Origin of the sequence: Paenibacillus montaniterrae, from assembly GCF_018403185.1 — a bacterium.
GTDB classification, from domain to species: domain Bacteria; phylum Bacillota; class Bacilli; order Paenibacillales; family Paenibacillaceae; genus Pristimantibacillus; species Pristimantibacillus montaniterrae.
In genome coordinates, this window is sequence record NZ_BOSE01000001.1 from 604,351 (window position 1) to 616,615 (window position 12,265).

Annotated in this window: 16 protein-coding genes and 2 pseudogenes; 7 read left to right on the plus strand and 11 right to left on the minus strand. The window is 41.6% G+C overall.

Annotation, left to right across the window (positions count from 1 at the left end; translation table 11 throughout):
- Positions 1 to 6: 6 nt before the first annotated feature.
- Positions 7 to 546: an acireductone dioxygenase gene (gene mtnD, locus KJS52_RS02835; protein WP_213513109.1), complete on the plus strand. Its 540-nt coding sequence runs from the start codon at positions 7 to 9 to the stop codon at positions 544 to 546.
- 100 nt (positions 547 to 646) lie between these two features.
- Here mtnD and KJS52_RS02840 read toward each other — a convergent pair whose 3' ends face one another.
- The 4 genes from KJS52_RS02840 to KJS52_RS02855 all read right to left on the minus strand — a co-directional run bounded on the left by KJS52_RS02840 (position 647) and on the right by KJS52_RS02855 (position 2,781).
- On the minus strand, positions 647 to 1,432 hold the full coding sequence (locus tag KJS52_RS02840) for an HAD family hydrolase (RefSeq protein ID WP_213513110.1): 786 nt from the start codon (positions 1,430 to 1,432) through the stop codon (positions 647 to 649).
- Positions 1,433 to 1,455: 23 nt separating this feature from the next.
- The gene (locus KJS52_RS02845) at positions 1,456 to 1,965 is read right to left on the minus strand and encodes a hypothetical protein (protein ID WP_213513111.1); all 510 of its coding nucleotides are present in this window, start codon (positions 1,963 to 1,965) and stop codon (positions 1,456 to 1,458) included.
- Positions 1,966 to 2,013: 48 nt separating this feature from the next.
- The gene (locus KJS52_RS02850) at positions 2,014 to 2,214 is read right to left on the minus strand and encodes a DUF896 domain-containing protein (RefSeq protein ID WP_213513112.1); all 201 of its coding nucleotides are present in this window, start codon (positions 2,212 to 2,214) and stop codon (positions 2,014 to 2,016) included.
- Between the two features lie 159 nt (positions 2,215 to 2,373).
- Positions 2,374 to 2,781, minus strand: coding sequence for a LysM peptidoglycan-binding domain-containing protein (locus KJS52_RS02855; protein WP_213513113.1), 408 nt, complete (start codon positions 2,779 to 2,781; stop codon positions 2,374 to 2,376).
- 164 nt (positions 2,782 to 2,945) lie between these two features.
- Here KJS52_RS02855 and lexA point away from each other — a divergent pair, with 164 nt between their 5' ends.
- The 5 genes and pseudogenes from lexA to KJS52_RS02875 all read left to right on the plus strand — a co-directional run bounded on the left by lexA (position 2,946) and on the right by KJS52_RS02875 (position 5,664).
- Complete coding sequence (gene lexA / locus KJS52_RS02860) at positions 2,946 to 3,581, plus strand: transcriptional repressor LexA (protein ID WP_213513114.1); 636 nt, start codon at positions 2,946 to 2,948, stop codon at positions 3,579 to 3,581.
- Positions 3,582 to 3,804: 223 nt separating this feature from the next.
- Positions 3,805 to 4,206, plus strand: a pseudogene (locus tag KJS52_RS27250) (NucA/NucB deoxyribonuclease domain-containing protein); the annotation flags it as partial.
- A 99-nt stretch (positions 4,207 to 4,305) separates the two neighbouring features.
- Positions 4,306 to 4,422 (plus strand): excalibur calcium-binding domain-containing protein, encoded by a 117-nt coding sequence (locus tag KJS52_RS27255; RefSeq protein ID WP_246563177.1) that lies wholly within the window; start codon positions 4,306 to 4,308, stop codon positions 4,420 to 4,422.
- An 18-nt stretch (positions 4,423 to 4,440) separates the two neighbouring features.
- Positions 4,441 to 4,769, plus strand: a pseudogene (gene csaA / locus KJS52_RS02870) (chaperone CsaA).
- Between the two features lie 145 nt (positions 4,770 to 4,914).
- Positions 4,915 to 5,664 carry a type II toxin-antitoxin system prevent-host-death family antitoxin gene (locus KJS52_RS02875; protein ID WP_281425539.1) on the plus strand — a complete coding sequence of 250 codons (750 nt, stop codon included), beginning with the start codon at positions 4,915 to 4,917 and terminating at the stop codon, positions 5,662 to 5,664.
- 234 nt (positions 5,665 to 5,898) lie between these two features.
- Here KJS52_RS02875 and KJS52_RS02880 read toward each other — a convergent pair whose 3' ends face one another.
- Together KJS52_RS02880 and KJS52_RS02885 are read right to left on the minus strand one after the other, a co-directional pair.
- Positions 5,899 to 6,882, minus strand: a complete 984-nt coding sequence (locus tag KJS52_RS02880; protein WP_213513116.1) for a hypothetical protein — start codon at positions 6,880 to 6,882, stop codon at positions 5,899 to 5,901.
- Between the two features lie 308 nt (positions 6,883 to 7,190).
- Positions 7,191 to 7,619 (minus strand): GNAT family N-acetyltransferase, encoded by a 429-nt coding sequence (locus KJS52_RS02885; RefSeq protein ID WP_213513117.1) that lies wholly within the window; start codon positions 7,617 to 7,619, stop codon positions 7,191 to 7,193.
- Between the two features lie 279 nt (positions 7,620 to 7,898).
- On the opposite strand from KJS52_RS02885, the gene bioB reads away from it, so the two are divergent.
- The gene (gene bioB, locus KJS52_RS02890) at positions 7,899 to 8,885 is read left to right on the plus strand and encodes a biotin synthase BioB (RefSeq protein WP_213513787.1); all 987 of its coding nucleotides are present in this window, start codon (positions 7,899 to 7,901) and stop codon (positions 8,883 to 8,885) included.
- Between the two features lie 85 nt (positions 8,886 to 8,970).
- On the opposite strand, the gene KJS52_RS02895 is transcribed toward bioB, so the two are convergent.
- The 5 genes from KJS52_RS02895 to KJS52_RS02915 all read right to left on the minus strand — a co-directional run bounded on the left by KJS52_RS02895 (position 8,971) and on the right by KJS52_RS02915 (position 12,120).
- Positions 8,971 to 9,516, minus strand: a complete 546-nt coding sequence (locus KJS52_RS02895) for an HAD-IIIA family hydrolase (protein WP_213513118.1) — start codon at positions 9,514 to 9,516, stop codon at positions 8,971 to 8,973.
- A 63-nt stretch (positions 9,517 to 9,579) separates the two neighbouring features.
- Entirely contained in the window at positions 9,580 to 10,341 is a 762-nt protein-coding gene (locus tag KJS52_RS02900; RefSeq protein WP_213513119.1) for a GNAT family N-acetyltransferase, read from the minus strand.
- Between the two features lie 46 nt (positions 10,342 to 10,387).
- Complete coding sequence (locus tag KJS52_RS02905) at positions 10,388 to 10,924, minus strand: phosphoglycerate mutase family protein (protein ID WP_213513120.1); 537 nt, start codon at positions 10,922 to 10,924, stop codon at positions 10,388 to 10,390.
- A 66-nt stretch (positions 10,925 to 10,990) separates the two neighbouring features.
- On the minus strand, positions 10,991 to 11,527 hold the full coding sequence (locus tag KJS52_RS02910; RefSeq protein WP_213513121.1) for a P-loop nucleotide/nucleoside kinase family protein: 537 nt from the start codon (positions 11,525 to 11,527) through the stop codon (positions 10,991 to 10,993).
- Between the two features lie 50 nt (positions 11,528 to 11,577).
- A complete protein-coding gene (locus KJS52_RS02915; protein ID WP_213513122.1) occupies positions 11,578 to 12,120 on the minus strand; it encodes an ATP-binding protein in 543 nt (180 codons plus the stop codon).
- Positions 12,121 to 12,265: the final 145 nt, after the last annotated feature.

Sequence of the window (12,265 nt, forward strand, 5' to 3'; positions counted from 1 at the left end):
ATATAGATGGCAGAGATTAGAATTCGCAATACAGACGAACGTATTCAAGGAGAAGAAAATGTACGCGCATTTTTGGAAAGCCAGGAAGTGCTTTATGAGCACTGGAACCCTTCCAAGCTGCGTGAGGAATTGCAAGAGAAATTCGTGCTAAGCGACGAAGAAAAACAGGAAGTGCTAAACACCTTCGATGAAGAGATTCGCGACCTGGCAGCGCGCCGCGGCTACCGTACCTGGGATGTCATTACGCTTTCTGAAGCGACTCCTAATCTGGAAGAGCTGCTTGCCAAGTTTGAAAACGTGCATACACATACAGAAGATGAAGTACGCGCCATTACAGCAGGCAAAGGCATCTTCATTATTAAAGGCTCGGATGATGTAGGCTACTTTGATGTTGAACTTACTGCAGGCGACGTTATTTCAGTCCCTGAGAACAAGCCACACTTCTTTACGCTAATGGAAAATAAGCAAATTGTTGCTGTGCGCTTGTTTATTGAGCCAGAAGGCTGGATTGCTCATCCGCACAACGATCCTAACTTCCAAAAGTAATAGGTATGTTACATTAAGGGCTTATCCGGATTGTCAGTTTGCACTGACTTTCTGGATAAGCCCATTTTATTAATATAAGCAAATGATACACTAAGCTGAATTAAGCGTTAAGAATAGAAAATAATTGCTGCAAGCTAGTAATTGTATGAGTTGGAATAATGTCGTCATTGAGATCAACACCATGGCGATTAATCCATACGGAATCTATGCCAGCACGGTTCGCGCCTAAAATATCTGTCGTCAGCTTGTCGCCAACCATGACGCAGTCCTCTGCATTCAGCTCCAGCTTGCTCAATGCATGCTCGAAAATCGTTACATCAGGCTTGCCTTTGCCAAACTCGCCGGAAATAATAATATGGTCAAAATACGGTGCAAGCTGAGGCACACCCGCCAGCTTTTCTCTCTGTAGATCAGGAGAGCCGTTAGTAAGCAGCAGCAGCTTGTATTTGCCTTTTAGCTGGTCCAACACTGCAAAGGTTTCCTCGTACACGAGCGGACGCTTGCGACGTTCAGCCGGAAACATTTCGCCTAGCTCAGCTCCAAGCTGCTCATCTTCAATCCCTAGCGCTGCTAATCCTTTCGTCCAGGCTGCTTTGCGATATGTAGGAACAAATTGCTCCAGCTGACGGAATTGTTGCTGCTCCCCTTCGGCAAATCTTGCCCACAAGCCTTCGAACGGATTAATACCGATCATTTTCGTAAATGAAAATGCTTCGAATGCTTCGTAAATTTGACGAGCTTCTCGGCGCACAGCTTCCTCCAATGCATCAGGGTCAACGCCCGTCTTGGCTGCAGCATACTCACAGGTCGTCTGGAACGCTTCCTTTACGCTGCGCTCATCCCATAGCAGCGTATCATCGAGGTCAAATAAAACCGCTTTTTTCACGCTTGTTTCTCTCCCTTTTCCAATTATTCAGTCCAAGCAATATGATGCTTGTCTGCAAACTTTTTCAGCTCATCCTTCATATCGTCAATCGGATAGCGATTGAAGGTTTTATTAAATGCCCAGCTGCTGCCATTATTCGGTACAATAATAATATAGCCGCCTTGTACTTTAATTTCTTTTATGGCAACAGCGAAAAGCTGCTTGTCCCCCATCATTCGGCGAGTCTGCACATATTCCTTGCTGACTGTCAAATATGGCTTGCGGAAAAAAAATAATGCAGCCAGCAGTATATAAGCAATATTCGTTGCCCAATACATACCGTCTATCTTATACGTTGGGTCCATCAGTAAAATGATATTGTACATGCCAATAAACAATATCAAAACAATTGGGAGCACAATGTTTCGGCCTTTGAACGTAACCTCATGCTTCTTCTCGGAATTAAGCACCAGGTTGCCCGCTCCGGATTTTTTGCGCTGCTTATTAATTTGCTCCATATTTTTTTTCACTTTTCTTTCCCAAGAACGCGACAAGCAAACTCCTCCTCTGTCTTCATCAACATAGAATTTTGTACTAGCTATTTAATGCAGCGGCTTGCTGTCGGGATCTTCATCTTCGACATATTTAATGCTGTCAAGCTGCTGCTTAAAGTTAGACTTGAATACAGCAAGATATTTAGTTCTTAGCTCAGCACGCTCTGCTTGCTCCGCTGTCGTTAAACCAACCGTCTTATTTTTACGTGCCAGCTCATTGATACGAGCAATGATTTTATCCATATCCATTCCATCCACTCCCCTCATCACCTATACGGCTCACCATCATGCTGCAATAGGCAGTTTCACTGAACACCGAAAAATCCATAACAAATCTATTATAGCAAAAAAGCCTATAAAGTTACATCTTTTCGATGAACCATATAGGCGGTGCTCTATTGTATGTGCTTATTCCTCCGGCAATATAAGCTTGTCTCCGGGAAGAATGATATTTGACGATAATCCGTTGCGGTCTTTAATTAAATATACGGCGTAATTTTTATCCTGAATATGGCTGTAGTGCTGCGCAGCAATTTCCCACAACGTATCACCGGAGCTTACCGTAATCACCTTCTCTTCTCCAATCGCAATGTGATCATCTGAAGTTGTGGACGCAGCGGCCCGAACAAGGTAAAAGCTCGTAACAAATAATAGGATGACAAACAAGCAAAGAAACCATTTGGATAACTGCTGCTTATGTAAAAACTCTTTTAGTTTCGATACAGCAGCATGCGACTTATTGTCTGCGTAACGTTTATTTGAAACTGAAGCTTTCACTTCATAGCTTTGAAATGCGTATGGATTATAGGTTGACATGATTACCACTCCCAAACATTTGTTCTGTTTTTATAATATGCGAACATATGTTTCTTGTCAATGGTTTTGCGCAAAAAATAAGAACATATATTCTTAAGAACTTATGTTTGTGCGAACTCGAGTTCTATGTTATAATTTCCCTAATAATAGATGGAGTTGATCTCATGAATAAACTTTCTAAGCGTCAGTTGGAAATATTGAACTTTATAAAGCAAGAGGTTAAGGAAAAGGGCTATCCTCCTTCCGTAAGGGAAATAGCCGAGGCAGTTGGGCTATTATCCAGCTCTACCGTACACGGCCATTTGGATCGTCTGGAAAAGAAAGGCTTCATTCGCCGCGACCCTACCAAGCCGCGGGCAATTGAAATATTGGACCAGGACGATGTATTTCCAGATCCGTCCGATAATGTCATTCCATTTCCTGTCAAGCATATTCCGATTATCGGTAAAGTAACTGCCGGCATCCCGATTACGGCTACGGAAAATATCGAGGATTACTTCCCGCTATCCTCCCATTTTATTGGGGAGCATAACGTATTTGTATTAAATGTAGTCGGCGATAGCATGATAGAAGCTGGTATACATAATGGCGACCTGGTAATCGTTCGCCAGCAGCAAACCGCACATAACGGCGATATTGTCGTTGCAATGACTGAGGATGACGAAGCTACTGTCAAAACCTTTTATCGTGAGAAGGACCATATTCGCCTGCAGCCGGAAAACGCATCTATGGAGCCAATAATTTTAAAGAATGTAACGATTCTTGGCAAAGTAATCGGCTTGTTCCGCGACATGCACTAACGCAAGACAACCTGGATATTTCGGGACCATTATCGTACAGTCCAGCTGTACATAGTGGTCTTTGTTTTTACAGCTTAGAATTGGAGGAATTAATTTGAGAAAAATAATAAGCTTGCTGCTCCTGCTCTGCATTCTGCTATCGGCTTGCGGCCAGCAAACAACGATTGATCTGCAGCCTTCCACCGCAACAGAAGCAAGCGAAAATAATGACCACACAACCGGTATTGGACAGAAACAAGTTCAGAAATCGCTAGACGGGCAGGCTGATGATCAAGCTGCCTCTCCCGTGCAAACTGAACCAGACGAGTACGACTATGTGCTTGAATTTCCGAGCGACAGCTATCCCGAGACAGCACTTCATATATACTCTGCTATTGAAAACGGACATTCGGATGTTTGCACAATTGACCGGGATGGCGCAGATGAACGGCGCAAGCAGTCTTTAAAGGGCATTAGTACAAGAGAAGGCTATGACCGTGACGAATGGCCAATGGCGATGTGCGCTGAAGGTGGTGAAGGAGCCAGTGTAGCGTATGTCAACTCAAGTGATAATCGCGGTGCTGGCAGCTGGGTCGGCCATCAACTATCTGCTTATGAGGATGGCGAAAAAGTATTATTTATTGTAACAAAGCCTAAAAACTTGTTTGGCGGATCCGATGATTCTGAATTAAAGCTTGATGAGGATTTGCTGACGAGCGAAAAAGATAAGCAAGCAGCTGACATTGTGTACAAAAATTGCTCAGAGGCACATGCAGCAGGCGTCACTCCATTATATGAAGGTGACCCTGGATACAGCAAAAAGCTGGATCGAGACGGAGACGGCGTCGCCTGTGAGCTATAGAAGGAAAGGAATATGCTTATGGTTACAATTGAGGATTTTTCTAAAATCGACCTGAGAATCGGCACAGTCATAGCCGCTGAGCCATTCCCGAAGCAAGAGTTCCAGCAATTAAGATGAAAATTGATTTTGGCGAGCTCGGAATTAAAAACTCTAGCGCACAAATTACAAAGCGATATACACCTGAAGCAATGATAGGTCGTCAGGTTGTCGCCGTCGTCAACTTCCCGCCGAGACGAATCGCAGGATTTAAATCAGAGGTGCTTGTTATCGGAGGCACACCAGAGGCTGGCGACGTAATTCTGCTTCGGCCTGATGAGGCTGTGCCGAACGGAACGCCTATCGCATAAAGCAGCTTCATTTCCAGCTAAGTAAACACTTTACTATACATCGTACGATATGATATGATTATCGTACGATGTATTTTTTTCAAGCGCACGATGCTCTGAAATAGTCGTACGGTTCGTTCAATTATTATGTTGTGAGGTGATCGAAATGAAGGATACAACAAAGGTCATTACAGCGACTGAGCTTAAAGCAAATTTGGGCAAATATCTTGACTATACTGCCGCCAATAACGAAGTTGTCATCACAAAAAACGGAACGAAGTTTGCACGATTGACGCCATACATTTCTGAAATCGAACGATATTTTACAGTGAAGGAACGCGCACAGGATTATCAATATGGCGGTAAAAAGGTGTCCTATGCAGAGTTTATGGAAATTTACGAAAATAGTGAGCTGCGCATGGAGTATATTAATGGAGAAATTGTTTTGCTCGCTTCTCCAAGTACATTTCACCAAGATATTTCCGGGAATTTGCACGTTCAGCTGCGAGCCTATTTCAAAGGAAAAAAGTGCAAAGTTTTTTACGCTCCTTTTGATGTACATTTCTATAAAAAGGATCTAGACACACCTGATGTTATGCAGCCGGACTTGCTCATTGCTTGTGATTTTGATGAGGCTGTGAATGAAAAGGATAGATATATGGGCACTCCCTCGCTTTGTATCGAAATTTTATCAAAAAGCACCCGCTCTAAGGATATGATTGATAAACTAAATACATTTATGCTATCAGGGGTTAAGGAATTTTGGGTCGTTGATCCTGACAAGCTTTCCGTTTTAATATATAGCTTCGATAATTATAATATTAGCGAATATGCCACTTATCGCTCAAATGAAGTGTTGCGCTCTTATATTTTCGAAGGGCTTGAAATTAATATCAACGATATATTCGAAACATAACTCGCACAATGAACAAGCGCCTGCATTAGAAAGTAACGCTGGCGCTTTTTTGTACTTAATTAATATCGCTTCCAACAATGCATCGGTATTGCCAAATGCTCCTAACAACAATTCGATCTGAATGATGATCTTGAGAACCACGATATCGTGTCGCTGTGATGTGAATTAGTACTTGTATCAATCAATATTAATTGCGATTTTTTAGTGAGTGCATTCGCTATTAGATATCATTTGTTAAACAGTAGTTTTTGTTTCTTGACACTTCATGCTATTTTGAAGTATATCTTCTACAACTTTTTTTTCTTTTTCACTAAGATTTATGAGTTCCGATACGAGTTTATTTTTGTTGGTGGTAACAGGTTTTATTGTAGTCTCATCTATACCTAAAAAATATTGTATGATTAAAAAGTCTATCTTTTTAATATTTTCATTTGGGATGTAAATCTTTTTAGAAAATGAGTCTTTAGAATCTGAGACAAGAATACCATTTCTGACGTTAGGATTAATTATATGTTTATTTTCCAATATTGTGTTATCCTTAAATGTTATACAGATTACGACTTCAGAATCAGCTAAGTATTTTGATATAAATGGTAATAATGAAAGAAATAAAATACATAGTAATGTAAAGAATAGCAGTTGAAAAACTATTTTCGGGGAATATAATGCACTAGATAATAAAAAATCAAATTCTTCTGGTGCACTCCCTAGTAGGTCTATTGAACGCGCCTTTAAATAGTTAATGACAATAATTGCATATAAAAACAAGACACATAGCGAGTATGTTAACATCATGCATATTGTAATTAATACAAAAGATGAATGCTTCCTTCTTGACTTTCGATTAACCATTATTAATTCAGCAACTTTTTTCTGTATAAATGGGATTAACAATATGATCAGGTATATTAACGTAAATAGGAATATGCTTATATATATTGTGAAATTAAACTGAGAAACTAGAGTATATAAATTAATAACATCAAAATCTAATGTGAACAGAAATACGGTATATATACAGAGGAATAAAGATAAACTCACATTTAATAATAATTTACGAAACACTTTAATATTCCTACTCATAAAACTTAATTCTTCAATAGATGTATGAGCAAATATCTTAAATTGCAAAGCTTTTATATTTCCTAATAAAGTTAATACATATCCGCTAAATGCTACTGATGGATCTAATAATGAATCTTTAATTTTATCTAACACGTTTAATCCCCTCCTTTAAGATTGTCAAGTAAAGAGTGTGAATTACCAGAGCCTAGTAATTGCATTGACCTAGAGCCTCTGGTAGTCCCGTGCACGCGTGAAAATCGAAGTAGCTAGAATGTCTTACCCACGCAGGGTGGGCAGTCTATTGGTGCTCCTACTCCAACTCAAGCCTCCTTATCGAACGTGAGCGAAAACAAGTTTTTATTTACTGTCTTCGGGTAAAAAGCCGAAATCGCTTAGCTGAATCCCGTCAAGTTATCCTAGCTGACAAGTAAATATCCCGGACCCTTTCAAAATGGCTAGACTTACATAATCGTACTGCCATGCACGACGCCGAACATTCCGGTCATGCCATCATGCTTATTAAATCCATATTTATTATAGAACGGTTCCTTCCCTTTAGCGGCGAACAAGCCAACGAATGATTTCTCAGGCGCATGTTCTTTTAAGTATGCCGTTATCGCATCCATAATAAAGTTACCGATGCCGCTTCCTTGATGTTGCGGCATGACTGCGATATCTTGAATGTAAAAATAGATATGTCCATCCCCAACGACTCTTCCCATCCCGACGATTTCATCATAATATTGAACAACCACCCCAAAAAGTGACTGCTTCAAAGATTGTCCTATTACTTCGTAATTCATAAAGTCGGTCCAACCTACAGCATCGCTAATTTTTTTATACTCATTGACAGTTGGCAGTCTATGAATAGTTACATATTTTTCTTTCATAATAATCCTCTCTCTTTCCTCCGATTAGACGACAGCGCTCTTACTAAATCTATAGTTTGCCTTCTTCTACCATTTTACATAAATACGTATTTTTAACCAATGCTTTAATGCAATCTATTTGCACTTTTCAAGCTTTTAAAGGCTCTCTTTACAAGCAAGGATAATTTTGCTAAAGTCTAATTGTTAACCTAATTCATTTTATAATTGGTTAACAATAAAACTAAACTTATTTATGAGCTGGCTGAGGGGGAATTTATGATGAAGCAATATGCGAAGCAGATGTGCGTAACGAATTGGAATCAGCTCGCAAATCAGGTTCTGCAGGGACAAGCAATAACGCAAAGTGAGGCGCTGGCATTACTAGAGGTAAACGATGAGGAGGTGCTGCCGATTCTTTATGCAGCTTATCAAATTCGCAAGCACTATTATGGCAAGCAGGTTAAGCTGAATATGATCATAAATGCCAAGAGCGGGCTTTGTCCCGAGGATTGCGGCTATTGTTCACAATCCATCGTTTCCTCAGCTCCTGTAAGCAAATATTCTATGCTCGACAAGGATACACTGCTGGCAGGGGCGCAGGAGGCATTAAAGCGCAAGGCGGGAACCTACTGCATTGTAGCCTCCGGCAGAGGGCCTAGCAATCGCGAGCTCGAGCAAGTAATTGAGGCGGTACGTGAAATTCGAGCAACCATGCCCTTGAAAATATGCGCCTGCCTAGGCTTATTGAAGCCTGGTCAAGCTGAGCGTTTGGCAGAAGCTGGTGTCGCTCGCTACAATCATAATTTGAATACGAGCCGCGACCATTATACCGCTATTACAACCACTCATTCCTATGAGCAGCGCGAAGAGACCGTGCAAACCGTGAAGCAGGCCGGCATGTCCCCTTGCTCTGGTGTCATTATTGGCATGGGTGAACGACTAACTGATATTGTAGAGATGGCATTTGCATTGCGAGAGCTTGGCGCTGACTCCATTCCAATCAATTTCCTGCATGCGATTGAAGGAACGCCTCTAGCTGGAACGGGGCGCACGCCTGCTCTGTTTGCCTTGAAGGTGCTGGCGCTTTTTCGTTTCGTCTGCACTGACAAGGAAATTCGGGTAGCTGGAGGACGGGAGATAAGCCTGCGATCACTCCAGCCACTTGCACTCTATGCCGTCAATTCAATTTTCGTTGGCGACTATCTTACAACATCTGGTCAGGAAACAGCGCTCGATCATCAAATGATTGAAGATCTTGGCTTCGAAATCGAGCTTTGCGCGCTGTAAGTGTTAGTTATTCTTGAGCCACTCTCGAGTGGCTCGGTTCTATCGTTTAATAGATTCATATAGAGTACGTAAAAAAGTAAAATGATTATAGCTTGTCTTTGTTGTCTAAAATCCAGTTGGCTGCATCCAATATATCGTTAGCGATGTAATCAGGCTCTGCTTCGAGCCACTTGTGTCTATATGTTGTTAAGGAAGCTTCTCCCCAACCTGTTCGCACGATTATCTTTCTGGCTCCTACTGCTTGAGCTGCAAGCATGTCGGTATCGCCTACATCGCCAATAACAATGCATTTGCTTAAATCCAAATGATGCTGTGCTGCAGCCTGCAGCAGCATTCCAGGTTTAGGTTTCCTGCAAGTACATTCCTCTTCATGCGGACATATATATGCTTGATCAAATCCAAATTGCTTGAATTGTTGTTCGAACTCCTGAATAGTCGCCTCGCCACGTGAAATTCTGTACTGATTCGTAAATGCAAACAGCTTAAGCCCGGTCTGTTTTAATAGATGTATCGCTTCTTGAGCGCCATCGTACAGCTTAAATGCGTTTGGATGAATAAAATGTCCGGTTCCACCAATCGTTCCATCGCGATCTATAAATACAGCTTGGATATTGGCCGAAGGCTCTGCCATTGCTTATTCCCCTTTCTTTAGCGTTGCGCCGCCATCCGATCAGTCATCTTAGGCGGGCATAATTTAAAGCTGCAACGCTTGATCCAGTAATTTATTCAACTCTCTTTTATGAACAGGATGATAGGTTAACAATTTCCCGTTAAACGTAACATTAAATACGCCGTATGCAGATACGGCTTGTTTGGCATTCTGCGCGCTTTCAAGATGAATAACGTTTGCTTGCAGATTTCGTTCCTCTGCTACCTCCAAAATTGTCGCAATTGCATCGTAAATGTACGGACATTGATCCGATGCAAATACAGTTATCCCTTCACTATATGCTGCAGCTCTATCCTCCCAGCCATGAATGAAAACTGGATGCGGTTTATCATCAAACCGATGTACAAGCAGCTCAAAGCTTGGTGGAGCATGATCTACTAATTCAAACCCGTTTTTAATAAAATATTGTTGATCTGCCAGCCATGTTTGGCTGCTCGTCATAATCGCGACTCCTGATTTATGGCTTCGTCTTGCATCGTCCAAGCATTCATTCAGCAATAGTTTACCGTAGCCCTTGCCTTTGCTTCTGCCTACAATCCAGAGGCAATGAATAAACAAATAATTTTCGCCTTCAACCGTTCGCCAAGCATGCTCAATCGGCAAGTACTCGATGAAGCCCTTTGGCTGACCATCCTCCTCTATTACTTTCAGTTTCAAACCCTCTTCGAACCGTTTCAACAGCCAGGAGAGCTTTCTTTTGTACCCTTCAGATTTCGGCTTGCTGCGCATGCAAAAAAAGCCTTTTTCGTGTACATTGTCCGCTGTTACATCTACTATTTCTAGCAACTCAATCATCTCCCTGTTTATAGTTAATTAGAGTCGGAGCGCTACTTCAGTCAAGATGTCTGGAAAACGTATAGATAGTCCCATTGCTCGGTCTATTTATAACCCTTCCGGTATACCCTCTTTTTCTAAGCTCTCGACTTAATACCGTCATTAAAGCGCCATGAGTCACGATTAAAACATTCGTGCTATTATCTGTCAGGCTCTCAATTTCATCTATTATTGCTGCTGTTCTGAACAATGTGTCCATTTTTCGCTCTTGGCTGGACAGGTTCATCAGCCAGCCTATTCTTCCGGCAATGAGCCACAGCGACAACGGTAATTTTAATCGTGCTTCAACTATCGGAGCGATGTGGATTTCATTGAGCTGATCCCGAATATAAATCTCATTCGTATAAATATGCTGTGCCGTTTTAATCGCTCTTGGCAACGCACTTGAGTAGCATAAGTTCCACTCAATATCATCGTTTGCATTCCATTGTGTACACTCCACTTCCGCGTTGTTATATCGTTCAACCCATTCTTTAAACTCGGGAGCAGACATAAACGTTTTCGCTTGCGGAGCAACGACTTTAAAATGTCGCATCAACCCAATCTGCATTTCTTTTCCCTCTCAACTGACAGTTTCGCTCTCTCATAATACTTAGCGATGCTAGTTTGCAATTACAGCCTCATCCAATCTTTGCAATATTTCAGTCACCGTTTCCTCAGTAGTCATATACGAGGAGTCGAGCCATAGCCCAATTCTCGGTGTTTCATGCTGCAGAACATCATTCAATGCTTCAACCGTCCATATGCCATAGCCTTTCTTTGCTCGGTTTGCTTCCCGCAACGCCACAACATCCGGGTTTGGCGACAGGACGATGACATGCAAGGGACGAGTACGCACGTATGAAATAAAATCTGCAAGCATTGGTCCAACGACAACATCTTGTGCAATAACTGAAAATCCTGCTTCAATGTAAGAATCCGCTGCTTGCGCAGTAAGCCTGTACCGCAATCGCAATTGTTCCAGCTGAGATTCATTAGCGTCTGGGTGTACTTCTCTTCGGTCGTTTACAATCATTTTACGAAAAATATCTCCGCGCAAATGAACAGAATTGTTCAACTGCTCCGCAAGTCTTTGCGCAACCGTTGATTTTCCGCTCGCCATTATTCCTGTAATTAATATCATTTTAGGATGAGTCATAGGATTATGCCCCTTTTACTAGTTCATTGTCTGTTTTATTCAACTGCTTCCTAACAAGCTAAAGCTTTGATCTGATCTATAATATCTGCAGCTTCATTCGGGCTCTTCATCACAAACAAATGGTCGGCTTCATTTTCGGCTGGTTCGTCTAACCCCATTCTTTCTTGGCGCTCAAGCACTTCCAGAAAGCTTGAGGCAGAGCGAAAAATTTCTTTCGTTCGTTGTGAATGCTCGACTCGTTCTTTAAGCAGCTCAATTGGCAAATCAAAATAGACAATAATACGAACAAATCCATGATCATGAAAGTAACGAAGCATATTCGAGCGCCCATGCTTTGATAGATTCGAGTTGCTTAAAATAATGTGCACATGGCTCTGCTGCACAGCATACTCGACAATTGCATTCGTGACAGCAAACTTCAATGTATTGGCTCCTGCAGTGGGACGCAGCTTCACATAGTGCTTATTTATAAATTCCGCATGATTATCCTGATCTATCACTACAGCATGCCTAAGCTCTGCTTCCAATTGATTCGCAAACGTTGTTTTTCCACTATGAGTTTTGCCGACCGTCATGATCATAAAGCGATTCACAAGCTTTCCTCCTTAGAAGCACAATTGATACTTTATTATACCAGTTTTGTAAACTTGAAGCATATGTGCGATCCAATTTCTTGTTATAGTGCGTAAGAACACCAACGTCCGTCAATTATGCACTCGGATAAAAGTTTTGCCTATA